The organism is Streptomyces lusitanus, from assembly GCF_042647945.1.
GTDB classification, from domain to species: Bacteria; Actinomycetota; Actinomycetes; order Streptomycetales; family Streptomycetaceae; genus Streptomyces; species Streptomyces pseudogriseolus.
Window position 1 is genome coordinate 298671 of the sequence record NZ_JBHRWL010000019.1, and the last position, 15765, is coordinate 314435.

Here is a 15765-nt window from a genome sequence, read left to right on the forward strand (position 1 = left end):
TCGTAATCATCGATCTTGTGGATGGCGTCCGCGCAACTCTACGGCGTGAGAAGGGCGCCGCACGGTGTAACGTACGGCGCCCGTGTGACGTTCCGGGTGTTTCGTCAACTCCCGGGGGACACGTCCTCTCACATGCCGGCGATCAGCTTCTCCACCCGCTCGTCCACCGAACGGAACGGGTCCTTGCACAACACGGTGCGCTGGGCCTGGTCGTTGAGCTTGAGGTGCACCCAGTCGACGGTGAAGTCCCGGCGCTGCTCCTGGGCGCGCCGGATGAAGTCGCCGCGCAGCCGGGCCCGAGTGGTCTGCGGCGGCACGGACTTGCCCTCGAAGATCTTCAGGTCGTTGCAGATCCGGGCGGCTTGTCCCTTCTTCTCGAGCAGGTAGTACAGGCCACGACGGCGGTGGATGTCGTGGTAGGCGAGGTCTATCTGCGCGACCCGCGGGTGCGACATGGTCATGTTGTGCTTGGCGCGGTAGCGCTCGAGCAGCTTGTACTTCATGACCCAGTCGATCTCGGTGCCGATGCGGTCGAGGTCCTCGGACTCGATCGCGTCCAGCGTGCGGCCCCACAGCTCCAGCACCTGGTCCACGGTGCCGGTGCGGATGCCGCGGCGCTCGCAGAAGTCCAGCGCCTTCTCGTAGTACTCGCGCTGCACCTCCAGCGCGGACGCCTCCCGGCCGCTGGCCAGGCGCACCTTGCGGCGGCCCGTGATGTCGTGGCTGACCTCGCGGATGGCCCGGATCGGGTTCTCCAGGGTGAGGTCGCGCATGACGGTGCCCGCCTCGATCATGCGCAGCACCAGGTCGGTGGCGCCGACCTTGAGCAGCATGGTCGTCTCGGACATGTTCGAGTCGCCGACGATGACGTGCAGCCGGCGGTAGCGCTCGGCGTCGGCGTGCGGCTCGTCGCGCGTGTTGATGATCGGCCGGGAGCGGGTCGTCGCCGAGGAGACGCCCTCCCAGATGTGCTCGGCGCGCTGGCTGACGCAGTAGACGGCGCCGCGCGGCGTCTGCAGCACCTTGCCGGCCCCGCACAGCAGCTGCCTCGTCACCAGGAACGGGATGAGGATGTCCGCGAGCCGGGAGAACTCCCCGTGCCGGGCCACGAGGTAGTTCTCGTGGCACCCGTAGGAGTTGCCCGCCGAGTCGGTGTTGTTCTTGAAGAGGTAGACGTCGCCCGCGATTCCCTCCTCGTGCAGGCGTCGTTCGGCGTCCACCAGGAGTCCTTCGAGAATGCGCTCGCCGGCCTTGTCGTGGGTGACCAGTTCGGTCACGTTGTCACATTCCGGCGTTGCGTATTCCGGATGTGACCCCACGTCGAGATAGAGGCGGGCGCCGTTCCGCAGAAAGACATTGCTGCTTCGGCCCCATGACACGACACGGCGGAAGAGGTACCGCGCCACCTCGTCAGGCGACAGGCGGCGCTGTCCCCTGAACGTGCACGTGACGCCGTACTCGTTCTCCAGCCCGAAAATGCGGCGGTCCATGAGGGAACATTACGCCCGATCCTTCGAGCTGAAACGGGGTTCGACGGCACGGTTCGGATCATTTTCCGAACCGGCCGCGACAACCGCCGTCCTGGCCGGAACCGCCAATACCCGTCCGGTGGCGATCAAAACCAGCAGCGACACGCCGCCCGCCGCACCCGGTACGGCGAATCCCCACAGCGCCCCGCCGGCCTCGACCACGGGCCCGGTCACCCCGGTCCCCAGCGACGCGCCGACGGTGAACGTGGTCACCAGCCAGGAGAACGCCTCGGTGACCGTCCCGCGCGGCGCGTGCCGGTCCACCAGCACGAACGCGCACGCGATCGCCGGGGCCAGGAACACTCCGGCGAGGACGGTGAGCAGCGTCATCGCCACCGGCCCGGGCATCAGCATCAGCGGCAGGTAGAACACGGCCAGCAGCGCCACGATCACCTGGAGGCGCCGTGCGGGCTCCCCGGCCCACTGCCGCGCCCCGTACGCGATGCCGCCGATCAGCGCGCCCAGCCCGATCCCGGCCATCAGCCAGCCGTACACGGTGTCGCCGCCGTGGTCGTCCGCGTACGTCACCGCCGCCACGGTGATGGACCCCAGCGCCATCCCCACGGCCAGGAAGGCACCCAGCAGCGCCAGCAGCCCCGGCGAGCGCAGCGCGCCCAGCCAGTGCGCCTCACGCGGCGCGGAGCGCCAGGCCCGCGAGGGCGGCGAGACGACCACGGACAGCGCCCCCAGCACGCCGATGACGTTCAGCACGAGCAGCGCGGCCTGTGCGGACCACAGGGAGACGCACACCGTCACGAGCAGCGGCCCGACGGCGAACATCACCTCCTGGGCCACGGCGTCCAGGGCGTACGCCCGGTGCACGTGCTCCTCCTTGGGCAGCACCGAGGACCACAGCGCCCGCAGCCCGCCCTCCAGGGGCGGTGTGAAAAGCCCCGCCAGCGCGACGGCCGCGTACGCGACGACCAGCGACCCGGTGCCGGCAAAGGCGAACACACTCATCGCCGCCGCCGACAGCAGGGCGGCCGGCAACTGCACCCGGGGCTGCCCCTTGAGGTCGACCAGCCGCCCCAGCACCGGCTGCCCCACGGCGTTGGCCACGCCGTACACCGCGGCGAGCACCCCGGCCAGGCTGTACGACCCGCCTTCCGCCCGCACGAACAGCACGATCGCGATCGGGGCGGTCGCGTTGGGCAGCCGTCCGATCAGCGTGCCCACGAGCAGCCGGGTGGCGTGCCGCGCCCGGAGGATCTCCAGGTATCCCGTCGCCATGCCGGCCCTCCCGTGGAAGTGTTACGTATAACTAACTCCTCCATACGTACCATGACCGCTGTTCACCAGTCCAGACGAAGGAGCGCCGGTGCCCAGAGCCAGGACCCGCCCCACGAGCCGGGACGTCGCACGGGAAGCGGGCGTCTCCCAGGCCGCGGTGTCCCTGGTGCTCGGCGACAAGTGGCGCGGCCGGGTCTCCGAGGCCACGGCGGAACGCGTCCGCGAGGCCGCCCGCACGCTGGGCTACCGCCCCAACCTCGCGGCGCGCAACCTGCGGCTGGGCCGCACCCGTACGGTCCTGCTGGTGGTTCCCGCCCTGACCACGGAGTTCTTCGCGGGCGTCTACACGGGCGCGGCCCGTGTGGCGTCGCGCCACGGCTTCGGCGTGGTGCTCTACCCCTCCCCGGAGGGCATCGGCCCGGCCCGCGACCCGTTCGCGTCCGCCCAGGCCGCGCTGGACGGCGTCATCGCCTCCTCGATGGCCGCGGAGGCGCTCTCCGCCATCCGCGGGGACCAACTGCCCCTGGTCATGCTGGACAGCGATCCGGCCGCCGGCGGGGTGACGGTGAACCTGGACATCGCGGACGGGGTCCGCCAGGTGACCGAGCACCTGCTCGGGCTCGGCCACCGCCACTTCCTGCACCTCGGTGCGGATGTGCCGTCCTGGACCTTCGAGGTCCGGGCGCGCGAGCTGGAGGCGCGGCTGCGGCGGGTGCCGGGGACGTCGTTGCGGACGGCGCGGTCGCCGATCTCGATCAAGGGGGCGGAGGCCGTGGCCGAGGCGGCGCTGAGCGGGCACCGGCCGACGGCGGTCGTCTGCGACGACGATCAGCTGGCGGCGGGCGTGTACAAGGCGGCGCGGCGTCTGGGACTGCGCGTCCCGGCGGATGTCTCCGTGACCGGCATGGACGACCTGGCGCTTGCCTCGGCAATCGACCCGGAGCTGACGACTGTCCGTCTGGACGCGGAGCTGTTCGGTGAGCGGGGTATGGAGGCGCTCCTCGCCGTCCTGAACGGCGAGAAGCCCTCCGGGACGAGCATCCCGGTCCACCTGGAGGTACGGGGTTCGACAACCCGGGTCCCATGACCACCGGACGCCGGTGCTGGCCGGGGGGTGTCGGCGCACCTCGGCGCCAACGAGGTGCCGCCGCGCCCACCCGTGCCGCCCTAGGCGGCACGAATGCCCGCGGCTGGGGCGCGTACGGCGGGGAGGGGGCGGGGTGGGGGTGGGCGCCCGCAGCGGCTGGCGCGTCCGCGCCCTCCCCGTACCAAGTAGCGCAGTCGCGCCAGACCGAGGACGTCCATCCCCGCCGCGACCCCGCACCACCCACCGTCCGTAGGCGCTACGCCCGCCCCCACCGGGCAGGCCGTTGCGCCGCAGGCATCCGCACCTCAGCCCCCACCGGGCAGTGCCCGCTACTCCACGTCCCCGCCGGACGTCGGCTCCGCGTCCGCCGAGCCGGCCTCCAGCAACCGCACCAGCGCCCGCCCCTCGATCCGCTTGAACTTCCGCTTCTGCGGCCGCGTCCGGTCCAGCACCGCCACCTCCAGCCGCTCCGCGGGAATCTCCCGCTCGCTGCCGTTCGTGTCCCGCGACAACGCCTGAACCGCCAGCTTCAGCGCCTCCGCCAGCGTCATCCCGTCCCGGTGCCGCTGGTCGAGGTACCCGCTGATCTGCTCCGCGTTACCCCCCACCGCCACCGAGCCGTGCTCGTCCACGATCGACCCGTCGTGCGGCAGCCGGTAGATCTGGTCCTGCTCCGGGGTCTCCCCGACCTCGGCCACCACCAGCTCCACCTCGTACGGCTTCTCCCCCACGCTGGAGAAGATCGTGCCGAGCGTCTGCGCGTACACGTTCGCCAGACCGCGCGCGGTGACGTCACCGCGGTCATAGGTGTAACCCCGCAGATCGGCGTACCGCACGCCACCGATCCGCAGATTCTCGTACTCGTTGTACTTGCCCGCCGCGGCGAACCCGATCCGGTCGTAGATCTCGCTGAACTTGTGCAGCGCACGGGACGGGTTCTCACCGACGAACACGATCCCGTCGGCGTACTGCAGCACGACCAGGCTGCGGCCACGGGCGATGCCCTTGCGGGCGTACTCCGCCCGGTCGGCCATCGCCTGCTGAGGTGAGACATAGAACGGCGTCGACACCGGTTACCCGTCCCTTTCTGTCGAAGTCACTGGAGCCCCTGATTCACAACAGCGAGGCCCGCGGACCGTCCGGCTGCTCCAGCCTGCGCTCCAGCACGGACCGGGCGATGTCGGACGACTCGTCCTCGGTGAGCCGGCGGTAGCCGTCCTCGGTGATCACGGTGACGATCGGATAGATCCGGCGGGCGACATCGGGACCACCGGTCGCCGAGTCGTCGTCTGCCGCGTCGTACAGCGCCTGCACCACCAGCGTGGTGGCCTCGGCCTCGCTCAGGTCGTCCCGGAACAGCTTCTTCATCGCACCGCGCGCGAAGACCGACCCGGACCCGGTCGCGGCGAAGCCCTGCTCCTCGGACCGTCCGCCGGTGACGTCGTAGGAGAAGATGCGCCCCTTCTCCCGGTCCACGTCGTACCCGGCGAAGAGCGGCACCACGGCCAGGCCCTGCATGGCCATGCCGAGGTTGGAGCGGATCATCGTCGACAGCCGGTTCGCCTTGCCCTCCAGCGACAGCTGTGCGCCCTCGACCTTCTCGAAGTGCTCGAGCTCGAGCTGGAACAGCTTGACCATCTCCACCGCCAGACCCGCCGTGCCGGCGATGCCGACGGCCGAGTACTCGTCGGCCGGGAACACCTTTTCGATGTCACGCTGCGCGATGACGTTCCCCATGGTGGCCCGCCGGTCACCGGCGAGAACCACCCCGCCGGGGAAGGTGACGGACACGATGGTCGTGCCGTGCGGCGCCTCGATCACGCCCTGCACGGGCGGCAACGTCCTCCTGCCCGGCAGCAGCTCCGGCTGGTGCTCGGAGAGGAAGTCCATGAAGGAGGAGGAGCCCGGCGTCAGGAAGGCAGCCGGCAGTCGCCCGGTGCCAGTCGTATTGGCTTCCACGAAGTTCCTTCCAGGTAGGCAGCTGCCCGACGAACAGCGTCGGGATCATCTCCCAACTTGCCGATGGCCGAATTGCAGTTGAAGCACATTACGCCACGGACCCTACCCGCCCCACAGCAATGATCCACATTTACGACAACAGCTTCTGGAACAACCCTCGGCCCGCCCCGGAGCCGGGCGAACACCACCCGCGGCCGGCCACAGGCCGGCCGCGGACGGCGCCCTCTCCCTACGTCTCAACGCGGCGACCGCCAGTGTCCACTGAGCGCTTACCGCTCACCACGGCGACTGCCGTTGCCGAACCGGCGAAGCCGGTGAGGCTACTCGCCGCCCTTCTGCACGAAGGACCGCACGAAGTCCTCGGCATTGGCCTCGAGCACGTCGTCGATCTCGTCCAGGACGTCGTCCACGTCGTCGCTGAGCTTCTCGTGACGCTCCTTGAGGTCCTCCGAAGCCTGCGCCTCTGCCGCCTGCTCCTCGACCTCCTCGGTGGACCGCGTGGCCTTCTGCTGTCCGCCGCCGGTGTCCTTGGTCGCCATCACCCTCACCCCGCTCGGTTCGCCCGACACAGTTGCTCGGTCAAGATCAGACCCTACTCGCCGGGTCCGACAATGCCCCCGCAGTTGCTCCAACGTACGGGGACCACCTCGATGATTCCCGGACGGGCGGTTTTCCACCCTGTCCGAGCCGGTCCGTCCCGGACACCCGCAGGTACCCGCTCGACGCCGGCTCACCCCGGTCAGCCGCCTGACAGCACCCTGACCAGGTCTTCCGCCGTCCGGCAGCGGTCCAGGAGCGCCTTGACGTGATTACGCGTTCCGCGAAGCGGTTCCAGGGTTGGCACCCGCTGGAGCGAGTCCCGGCCCGGCAGATCGAAGATCACCGAGTCCCAGGAGGCCGCCGCGACGTCGTCCGCGTACTGCTCGAGGCACCGCCCGCGGAAGTAGGCGCGGGTGTCCTCCGGAGGCGCCGTACGGGCGCGCTCCACCTCGGCCTCGTCCAGCAGCCGCTTCATGCGTCCGCGGGCCACCAGACGGTTGTAGAGGCCCTTCTCGGGGCGCACGTCGGCGTACTGGAGATCGACCAGGTGCAGCCGGGCCGCGTCCCAGTCGAGGCCGTCCCGGCGCCGGTAGCCCTCCATGAGCTCCCGCTTGGCGACCCAGTCCAGCTCGCCGGCGAGGCTCATCGGGTCGTGCTCCAGCCGCGTGAGCGTGTCCTCCCAGCGGGCGAGGACGTCCTTGGTCTGCTCGTCGGCGTCGGCCCCGAAGCGCTCCTCGACGTACTTGCGGCCGAGCTCGTAGTACTCCATCTGGAGCTGCACGGCGGTCAGGGTCCGCCCGCTCCGCAGCGTGACGAGGTGCTTCAGGGAGGGGTCGTGCGACACCTGGTGCAGCGTGCGTACGGGCTGGTCGACGGCCAGGTCCACCGCGATGAACCCGTCCTCGATCATGGACAGCACCAGCGCCGTCGTGCCGAGCTTGAGATAGGTCGAGATCTCGGAAAGGTTCGCGTCGCCGATGATCACATGCAGCCGCCGGTACTTCTCGGCGTCCGCGTGCGGCTCGTCGCGCGTGTTGATGATGGGGCGCTTCAGCGTGGTCTCCAGGCCGACCTCGACCTCGAAGTAGTCCGCCCGCTGGCTGATCTGGAAACCGTGCTCGTGGCCGTCCTGGCCGATGCCGACCCGGCCGGCGCCGGTGAAGACCTGCCGGGAGACGAAGAACGGCGTCAGATGGCGCACGATGTCCGAGAAGGGGGTCTCCCGCTTCATCAGGTAGTTCTCGTGCGTGCCGTAGGACGCGCCCTTGTTGTCGGTGTTGTTCTTGTACAGGTGGATCGGCTGGGCGCCGGGAAGCTGCGCGGCCCGCTCCGCCGCCTCCGCCATGATCCGCTCGCCCGCCTTGTCCCAGAGCACGGCGTCCCGCGGGTTGGTGACCTCGGGGGCGCTGTACTCCGGATGGGCGTGGTCGACGTAGAGCCGCGCGCCGTTGGTCAGGATGACGTTGGCCAGGCCGATGTCCTCGTCGGTGAGCTGGCTGGCGTCGGCGGCCTCGCGGGCGAGGTCGAAGCCTCGCGCGTCCCGCAGCGGATTCTCCTCCTCGAAGTCCCAGCGGGCCCGGCGGGCCCGGTGCATCGCCGCCGCGTAGGCGTTCACGATCTGGGACGAGGTGAGCATGGCATTGGCGTTGGGGTGGCCGGGAACGGAGATTCCGTACTCCGTCTCGATGCCCATTACTCGCCGTACGGTCATGCGGCCCTCCTTGCCCGGCGGCGTCCCCGGTCGGGGGCGCCGCAGTACCGCTGGCGCTCCGGTGCGTGTGCGGTGCCCGTCCCCGCACTGCGCGACTCGGCGGTACGGAAGAGCCTAGAACGCCTTTGCGCTGGTGGGGAGATCATTTGCGTCATTGCTGTGCTCCAGCCGTGGCACCGAAAAAGCAGTCGGCTGCGGGTACCCGTGGTGGGCACCCGCAGCCGCCCTCGCTTTTACAGGTACTGACCGGTGTTCGCCACCGTGTCGATGGAGCGTCCGGTGTCCGCGCCCTGCTTTCCGGTGATGAGGGTGCGGATGTAAACAATCCGCTCGCCCTTCTTTCCGGAGATCCGGGCCCAGTCGTCCGGGTTGGTGGTGTTGGGCAGGTCCTCGTTCTCCTTGAACTCGTCCACGCAGGCCTGGAGGAGGTGGGAGACGCGCAGGCCCTTCTGGTTCTTCTCCAGGAAGTCCTTGATCGCCATCTTCTTGGCGCGGCCCACGATGTTCTCGATCATGGCGCCGGAATTGAAGTCCTTGAAGTACAGGACTTCCTTGTCGCCGTTGGCGTAGGTGACTTCCAGGAAGCGGTTCTCCTCGGATTCCGCGTACATCTGTTCCACGGCGGTCTGGATCATGCTCTGGACCGTCATGGCCTTGTCGCCGCCGTGCTCGGCGAGGTCGTCGGAGTGCAGCGGGAGGCGCTCGGTGAGGTACTTGCCGAAGATGTCCTTGGCCGCCTCGGCGTCCGGACGCTCGATCTTGATCTTCACGTCCAGCCGGCCGGGGCGCAGGATGGCCGGGTCGATCATGTCCTCACGGTTGGAGGCGCCGATCACGACCACGTTCTGCAGGCCCTCGACACCGTCGATCTCGGCGAGCAGCTGCGGAACGATGGTGTTCTCCACGTCCGAGCTGACGCCGGAGCCTCGGGTGCGGAAGAGGGACTCCATCTCGTCGAAGAAGACGATGACGGGGGTGCCCTCGCCGGCCTTCTCCCGGGCCCGCTGGAAGACCAGGCGGATCTGCCGCTCGGTCTCACCGACGTACTTGTTCAGCAGCTCGGGGCCCTTGATGTTGAGGAAGAAGCTCTTGCCCGCGGCCTGGCCGGTGACCTCGGCGACCTTCTTGGCCAGCGAGTTCGCCACGGCCTTGGCGATGAGCGTCTTGCCGCAACCGGGGGGCCCGTAGAGCAGGACGCCCTTGGGCGGCCGCAGCTCGTGCTCCTTGAACAGGTCCGGGTAGAGGTACGGCAGCTCGACCGCGTCGCGGATGGCCTCGATCTGGTTGCCGAGGCCGCCGATCTGCTCGTAGCCGATGTCGGGGACTTCCTCGAGGACGAGTTCCTCGACCTCGCTCTTGGGCACGACCTCGTAGACGTACCCGGAGCGGGGCTCCAGGAGCAGGGCGTCGCCGGCGCGGATGGTGACGTCCAGCAGCGGCTCGGCGAGCCGCACCACCCGCTCCTCGTCGGTGTGGCCCAGGACCAGGGCCCGCTCGCCGTCCTCCAGGATCTCCTTGAGGGTGACGATCTCGCCGACGCGCTCGAACTCCATGGCCTCGACCACGTTGAGCGCTTCGTTGAGCATCACTTCCTGGCCGCGCCGGAGCTCCTCCAGCTCGACGTTCGGGCTGACGTTCACCCGCAGCTTGCGGCCGCCGGTGAAGATGTCGGCCGTGCCGTCCTCGTTCGCCTCGAGGAAGACGCCGAAGCCGGCCGGGGGCTGGGCGAGCCGGTCGACCTCCTCCTTGAGGGCCACGATCTGGTCGCGGGCCTCACGGAGGGTGCTCGCCAGCCGTTCGTTCTGGGCGGACACGCCGGCCAGATTGGTCTGCAGCTCGACGATCCGCTCTTCGAGAATTCTCGTGTGCCGCGGAGAGTCGGCGAGCTTACGTCGCAGGACGGCGATCTCCTGCTCAAGGTAGGCGATCTGCCCGGCCGGGTCGTCGGACCCGCGTCCCGGGCGGATGCCGCGGTTCATGTCGTCGTCGTGGGCTGCCACGGTCCTCACCTCCTCCAAGGGGAGCTGGACGCTTCCAGACCCTACCTGGGCGGGTGTCGATTGAAACCCCTAGATCACAAAGACGGTCGGGGTGTGTCCGATCTTCACCCTTGCGCTCTCCCTCACGCCAGGGGAATACCCACCGAGAATGATCGGAACCCAGGCGGCGGTAGGGTCGACGTGTTCAACACCCGTCAGAGCTGGCCAAATTCCCGCACGGCTCGGCGCAGCACACGGCAGGAGAGACGATCGTGCAGCAGGAGGCCGCAACCGCCGCCGAGGCCCTGGAGGTCTGGATCGACCAGGATCTGTGCACCGGCGACGGCATCTGCGCCCAGTACGCGCCCGAGGTGTTCGAGCTGGACATCGACGGTCTGGCGTACGTGAAGAACGAGCGGGACGAGCTGCTCCAGGACAAGGGAGCGGCAACGCCCGTCCCGCTGCCGCTCCTCACGGACGTCGTCGACTCCGCGAAGGAGTGCCCCGGCGCGTGCATCCACGTCCGGCGGGTCGCGGACAGCGTCGAGGTGTACGGGCCCGACGCGGGGTGACCGCCGCCGCACGGCGGGTCACGGCTGTCTGATTTCTCACCCGCCCAGGAGCGCGCGGCCGGCGTGCGCCCGCGCGCGGGTCACACGCTCCGCGCGTCGGACGGCGTGGACCGGACGAACGCGCCGTTCTCCCAGCGCCACTTCACGGTCTCGCGCACATCGGGGCAGCAACTGGGCACGTCGGCGGACGAGTAGCCGAGCAGCGTGGCGGTGACGTTTCCGCCGCGTACGGCGAAGTCGTCGACGTTGGTGCGGTCCTTGGGGTCGACGAGGGTGGCCACCAGGCGCGGCTGCGCGCTGCCGGCCGCCTGCGTGAGCACGTAGACGCCGTCGGGCGGGGTGCCCATCGGGGCGTCGCAGTGGACCGCGACCGCCGTCTCGGGGCGGCCGTCGCCGTCGAGGTCGCCGGACGCCTGCTTCTTCACCACCAGCTTCACGGGACCGCAGTCGAGCGGGAACTCCACGTCGGCCGGGTCCGGCGGCAGCGCCTGCGCCGGGGCGCTCCTGGTGTGCGGGGCGTCCGGCGCCGCGGCGGTGGCGTGATCGGGCTGGAGGACGGAGGAGAGCGCCACGACACCGGCGACGGCCGTGGCGGTGGCCATCCAGTGGATGGGCCGGGCGTGCGTGTGGGCGAGCTCCGGAACGGCGGAAGGCTGCACGAGGAGTGTCTCCTGTGAGGGCTGTGCCGGTGGGGGTGGCCAGCATCGTGCCACACGTCACAGGACGGAGGGAACGGCGGGGTCCGCAGTCGTCGCGCGGGGGGCCCGTGCGTGTCCGGTGCGGGCCCGGACGCCAATGCGTCGGCGCCGTGGCTCAGTTCCCGCTGAGGTACGGGAACTGAGCCACGGCGCCGGAGCGTTGAGGGGGTGCGGACCGCGTCAGCGGCCGGTGCCTCCGTCGGCGTTGGGACCGGAGTAGTCCTCGCCGTAGGCGCCCTTGGCCGGGCGGCGCCGGCGCATGGGCGGCTCGACGCCGTCGGCGAGCCGGCGGGCGGTGAGCAGGAAGCCGGTGTGGCCGATCATCCGGTGGTCGGGGCGGACGGCCAGGCCCTCGATGTGCCAGTTGCGGATCATCGTCTCCCAGGAGGTCGGCTCGTTGAAGCAGCCGATCTCCCGGATGGACTCGACGGTCCGGGCGAGCTGCGTGGTGGTGGCCACGTAGCAGCAGAGGATGCCGCCGGGGACGAGCGCCTTGGAGACGGCCTCCAGGCACTCCCAGGGGGCGAGCATGTCGAGGATGACGCGGTCGACGTCGGTGTCGGACAGATTGTCCTGGAGGTCGCCCACGGTGAGCTGCCAGGCGGGGTGCGGGCCGCCGAAGTAGCGCTCGACGTTCTGCCGGGCGATGTCGGCGAAGTCCTCGCGGCGCTCGTAGGAGTGGAGCATGCCCTGGTCGCCGATGGCGCGCAGCAGGAAGCTGCTGAGCGAGCCGGAGCCCACGCCGGCCTCGACGACGCGCGCGCCGGGGAAGATGTCGGCGAAGGCGAGGATCTGCCCCGCGTCCTTCGGGTAGACGACGGCTGCCCCTCGGGGCATGGACAGGACGTAGTCGGGGAGCAGGGGGCGCAGCGCGAGATAGGCGACGTTCCCGGTGGTGCGGACAACGCTGCCCTCGGGAGCGCCGATCAGCTCGTCGTGGGGGAAGGAACCCTTGTGGGTGTGGAAGTTCTTCCCGGCCTCGAGCGTGAACGTGTAGTGGCGGCCCTTGGGGTCGGTCAGCTGTACCTGGTCCCCGACCTTGAAGGGCCCGCGCCTGCGGGCGGCACCGGTCGGTTCGGACATGTGACCAGCCTACCGGTCCCCGGAGGGCCCGCCGACCACGGACGGCGGCCGGGGCGACGGGTCAGGAGGGGCGTGCCATGGCCTTGACGAAGGCGCGCTCCACGTCGGCGGCGGACAGTACGCCGTAGATCTCGCCGGTCTCCTCGACGACCAGGTACTCGGTGGCGGGCGTCGCGCGCAGCGCGTCCAGCAGCTCCTCCCCGGCCAGTTCCGCGGAGACGCGCATGCCGTGGGTGATGTCCTGGGCGAGGGTGCCGACCGGCACCCAGGGGCGCCGGTGCTCCGGCACGCCGACGATTCCCGCCTCGCGCACCAGGGACATCGGCACGCCGTCGGCGTCGACGACGACCAGGGCGCGGGCGCCGGCCGCGTTGGCCCGGCGCAGGGCCTCGGAGAGCGGGGTGTCGCCCTCCACGGGCACGGCGCGGCGGGTGAGGGTGCGGGCCCGCAGCTCGGGCAGGTGCTCGCGCAGGCGTGCCATGCGCAGGCTGTTCCCGGCGCCGGTCCAGATGATCGCGGCGAGGATGGCGGCGAGCAGGGCGTCCAGGACGGTGTCCATGCCGACGTTGTCCACGGCGTCGGAGCCGAGCGCCCCGGACTGGGTGAGCAGCGGCAGCCCGATCAGCACGCAGACGGCGAGGGCGCGGCCGACCCAGGCGGCGGCGACGGTGCCGGTCATGGGCCGGCCGGTGATCGCCCAGACGACCGCGCGGAGCATCCGGCCGCCGTCCAGCGGCAGTCCCGGCAGCAGGTTGAAGGCGGCCACGATGAGGTTGGACACCATCAGTCCCGCGAGCAGCACGCCGGGCACGCTGCTGGGGTCGACGGCCAGCAGGCCGAGGTAGAACAGCCCGGCCAGCACCAGGGAGAGCAGTGGGCCGACGAACGCCAGCACGAACTCTCTGCCGGGTGTCTCGGCCTCCTTCTCGATCTCGGAGACGCCGCCGAAGAACTGGAGCTGGATGCGGCGCACCGGGAGCTTGAAGCGGAGGGCGGCGAGGGTGTGGGCGAGCTCGTGCACCAGCACGGAGGCGTAGAAGGCCACCGCGAAGAACAGGGAGACCAGGTAGCTGACCGCGCCCAGCTCGGGCAGGACCCGGTCGATCTGGCCGCCGAACACCCAGGTGATGAGGATGGCGACGAGGAACCAGCTGGGCGCGACGTACACGGGCACGCCGAAGGGGCGGCCCATCAGCAGCCCGCCGCGGCGCCGCTCCTCGGGGCGCTGTGGGGCCGGGGCCTGTCCGTCGCCGCTGCCGGAGTGGGCGAAGGGGTGGTCGGGGTGCTCGGGCCGCCCGGCGGGGGCGGTGGAGGGGCGGGCGGGGTGGTCCGCGGGGGGTTCGGGGTGCGCCGGGGCGCGGTCCCGGCCGGGCGCGGGGTCCTCGGTGGAGCCCTCGGGCCGGGCGCCTCGCTCGTCGGCGGGCGTCGGTGCGGAGGGGGGCGCGGGGTGCGAGGGGGCGTCGCCGGGGGTCGGGGCCTCGGGCCCGGTGTGCTCGGCCGACTCGTCGTTGCCGGGCCGCGGCTGTCCGCGCCCGCCGCTTACGTCCACCGGTGTCCCCTCGTTCGCTGCGTCTCCCGCGCCTGCCGGACGGGAGGGTCCTGGGTCGATGGTATGCGCCGTTCGCCGCCCCTTCCGCCCCGCACCCCTGTCTCTACCCCTTCTGTCCACAGGCGCACCGCGATGTCGGCGGCGGGCCGTAAGGTCTGTGGTCATGGAGACGAGCACCGAGGGCGCGACGCGGCCCGACACCGGCCCGGCCGTGCCCGCGGAGGCGGTGGACGCGGTCGTGGCGGCCCCTCCCGCCGCCGCGCCGCCCGCCTCACTGTCGCCGTCCCGGGCGAGCGACTTCATGCAGTGCCCGCTGCTGTACCGGTTCCGGGTGATCGACCGGCTGCCGGAGAAGCCGAGCGAGGCCGCGACCCGGGGCACGCTGGTGCACGCGGTGCTGGAGCGGCTGTTCGACGCCCCGGCCGGCGACCGCACCGTGCCGCGCGCGAAGTCGCTGATCCCCGGCCAGTGGGACCGGCTGCGCGAGAGCCGGCCGGAGGTCGCGGAGCTGTTCGCGGACGACCCGGAGGGCGAGCGGCTGGCGCGGTGGCTGACGGAGGCGGAGGCGCTGGTCGAGCGGTGGTTCACGCTGGAGGACCCGAGCCGGCTGGAGCCCGCCGAGCGGGAGCTGTTCGTGGAGGCGGAGCTGGACTCCGGGCTGCGGCTGCGCGGCATCATCGACCGGGTCGACGTGGCGCCCACCGGAGAGGTGCGGATCGTCGACTACAAGACGGGCAAGGCGCCCCGCCCGGAGTACGCGGAGGGCGCGCTGTTCCAGATGAAGTTCTACGCCCTGGTGGTGTGGCGCCTGAAGAAGGTGATCCCGCGCCGGCTCCAGCTGGTCTACCTGGGCAGCGGCGACGTGCTGACGTACGACCCGGTGCTCGCCGATCTGGAGCGTGTGGAGCGCAAACTGCTGGCGCTGTGGGAGGCGATCCGGCGGGCGACCGAGTCGGGCGACTGGCGGCCGCGTCCGACGAAGCTGTGCGGCTGGTGCGACCACCAGGCCCACTGTCCGGAGTTCGGCGGCACTCCCCCGCCCTACCCGCTCCCCGTCAGGGCGCCTGAGTCCGGCGGGATCGAGCAGGGCAGAATGGGGCCGGACTAGCGAAGGAGACTTACGTGGCCATCCGCGTCCTACTGGTCGACGACCAGCCGCTGCTGCGCACCGGGTTCCGGATGATTCTGGAGGCCGAACAGGACCTCGCGGTCGTCGGCGAGGCCGGGGACGGACTCCAGGCCCTGGACCAGGTGCGGGCGCTGCAGCCCGACGTGGTGCTCATGGACATCCGCATGCCGCGGATGGACGGGGTGGAGGCCACCCGCCAGATCACCGGCCCTGAGCGCGACGGCCCGGCGAAGGTGCTGGTGCTGACGACGTTCGATCTCGACGAGTACGTGGTGGAGGCGCTGAAGGCGGGGGCCAGCGGCTTCCTGCTGAAGGACGCCCCGGCCAACGAGCTGGTGCAGGCGATCCGCGTGGTGGCCGCCGGGGAGGCGATGCTCGCCCCGAGCATCACGCGCCGGCTGCTGGACAAGTACGCCACGCATCTGCCGTCCGGCGAGGAGCCCGTGCCGGACACGCTGCACACGCTGACCGACCGTGAGGTCGAGGTGCTGAAGCTGGTGGCGCGCGGACTGTCCAACGCGGAGATCGCCGCCGACCTGTTCGTCAGCGAGACCACGGTGAAGACGCACGTCGGTCATGTGCTGACCAAGCTGGGGCTGCGCGACCGCGTGCAGGCGGCGGTGTACGCGTACGAGAGCGGGCTGGTGCGCCCCGGCGCCCAGTAGCGCGCGCGTCGTCCGAACCAAGCGTGGGGGCGCC

The 15765-nt window shown here is 70.8% G+C and carries 15 protein-coding genes; 4 read left to right on the plus strand and 11 right to left on the minus strand.

The annotated features are described in order from the left end of the window. Window positions 1–128 precede the first annotated feature (128 nt). Together pafA and ACFOSY_RS26845 are read right to left on the minus strand one after the other, a co-directional pair. Window positions 129–1490: a Pup--protein ligase gene (pafA, locus tag ACFOSY_RS26840; protein ID WP_006132297.1), complete on the minus strand. Its 1362-nt coding sequence runs from the start codon at window positions 1488–1490 to the stop codon at window positions 129–131. A gap of 9 nt (window positions 1491–1499) precedes the next feature. Next, window positions 1500–2759, minus strand: coding sequence for an MFS transporter (locus ACFOSY_RS26845; protein ID WP_394311451.1), 1260 nt, complete (start codon window positions 2757–2759; stop codon window positions 1500–1502). Window positions 2760–2847: 88 nt separating this feature from the next. Here ACFOSY_RS26845 and ACFOSY_RS26850 point away from each other — a divergent pair, with 88 nt between their 5' ends. Then, window positions 2848–3846: a LacI family DNA-binding transcriptional regulator gene (locus tag ACFOSY_RS26850; RefSeq protein ID WP_394311454.1), complete on the plus strand. Its 999-nt coding sequence runs from the start codon at window positions 2848–2850 to the stop codon at window positions 3844–3846. A 329-nt stretch (window positions 3847–4175) separates the two neighbouring features. Here the strand turns inward: ACFOSY_RS26850 and prcA are convergent, their stop codons facing one another. The 6 genes from prcA to arc form a co-directional block, all read right to left on the minus strand. Further along, window positions 4176–4916, minus strand: coding sequence for a proteasome subunit alpha (gene prcA, locus ACFOSY_RS26855; RefSeq protein ID WP_031023357.1), 741 nt, complete (start codon window positions 4914–4916; stop codon window positions 4176–4178). A gap of 43 nt (window positions 4917–4959) precedes the next feature. After that, on the minus strand, window positions 4960–5805 hold the full coding sequence (prcB, locus tag ACFOSY_RS26860; protein ID WP_006132293.1) for a proteasome subunit beta: 846 nt from the start codon (window positions 5803–5805) through the stop codon (window positions 4960–4962). Next, window positions 5757–5993 (minus strand): endonuclease domain-containing protein, encoded by a 237-nt coding sequence (locus ACFOSY_RS26865; protein ID WP_394311458.1) that lies wholly within the window; start codon window positions 5991–5993, stop codon window positions 5757–5759. The genes prcB and ACFOSY_RS26865 overlap by 49 nt, the downstream gene beginning before the upstream one ends. A 132-nt stretch (window positions 5994–6125) precedes the next feature. Continuing rightward, a complete protein-coding gene (locus ACFOSY_RS26870) occupies window positions 6126–6344 on the minus strand; it encodes a ubiquitin-like protein Pup (RefSeq protein WP_006132292.1) in 219 nt (72 codons plus the stop codon). Window positions 6345–6544: 200 nt separating this feature from the next. Then, window positions 6545–8056: a depupylase/deamidase Dop gene (gene dop, locus ACFOSY_RS26875; protein ID WP_369155170.1), complete on the minus strand. Its 1512-nt coding sequence runs from the start codon at window positions 8054–8056 to the stop codon at window positions 6545–6547. Window positions 8057–8289: 233 nt separating this feature from the next. Continuing rightward, window positions 8290–10056 carry a proteasome ATPase gene (gene arc, locus ACFOSY_RS26880; RefSeq protein ID WP_394311461.1) on the minus strand — a complete coding sequence of 589 codons (1767 nt, stop codon included), beginning with the start codon at window positions 10054–10056 and terminating at the stop codon, window positions 8290–8292. Window positions 10057–10307: 251 nt separating this feature from the next. On the opposite strand from arc, the gene ACFOSY_RS26885 reads away from it, so the two are divergent. Further along, window positions 10308–10607 carry a ferredoxin gene (locus ACFOSY_RS26885; RefSeq protein WP_394311463.1) on the plus strand — a complete coding sequence of 100 codons (300 nt, stop codon included), beginning with the start codon at window positions 10308–10310 and terminating at the stop codon, window positions 10605–10607. Between the two features lie 80 nt (window positions 10608–10687). On the opposite strand, the gene ACFOSY_RS26890 is transcribed toward ACFOSY_RS26885, so the two are convergent. From ACFOSY_RS26890 to ACFOSY_RS26900, 3 genes are all read right to left on the minus strand, one after another. After that, window positions 10688–11266, minus strand: coding sequence for a hypothetical protein (locus ACFOSY_RS26890; RefSeq protein WP_394311465.1), 579 nt, complete (start codon window positions 11264–11266; stop codon window positions 10688–10690). A 219-nt stretch (window positions 11267–11485) separates the two neighbouring features. Next, window positions 11486–12388 (minus strand): tRNA (adenine-N1)-methyltransferase, encoded by a 903-nt coding sequence (locus ACFOSY_RS26895; protein WP_006132287.1) that lies wholly within the window; start codon window positions 12386–12388, stop codon window positions 11486–11488. A 61-nt stretch (window positions 12389–12449) separates the two neighbouring features. After that, complete coding sequence (locus ACFOSY_RS26900; RefSeq protein ID WP_394311468.1) at window positions 12450–13937, minus strand: site-2 protease family protein; 1488 nt, start codon at window positions 13935–13937, stop codon at window positions 12450–12452. A 163-nt stretch (window positions 13938–14100) separates the two neighbouring features. On the opposite strand from ACFOSY_RS26900, the gene ACFOSY_RS26905 reads away from it, so the two are divergent. Next, complete coding sequence (locus tag ACFOSY_RS26905) at window positions 14101–15045, plus strand: RecB family exonuclease (protein ID WP_394311470.1); 945 nt, start codon at window positions 14101–14103, stop codon at window positions 15043–15045. Window positions 15046–15059: 14 nt separating this feature from the next. Then, window positions 15060–15731, plus strand: a complete 672-nt coding sequence (locus tag ACFOSY_RS26910; RefSeq protein ID WP_006132284.1) for a response regulator — start codon at window positions 15060–15062, stop codon at window positions 15729–15731. The last annotated feature ends 34 nt before the right edge of the window (window positions 15732–15765 follow it).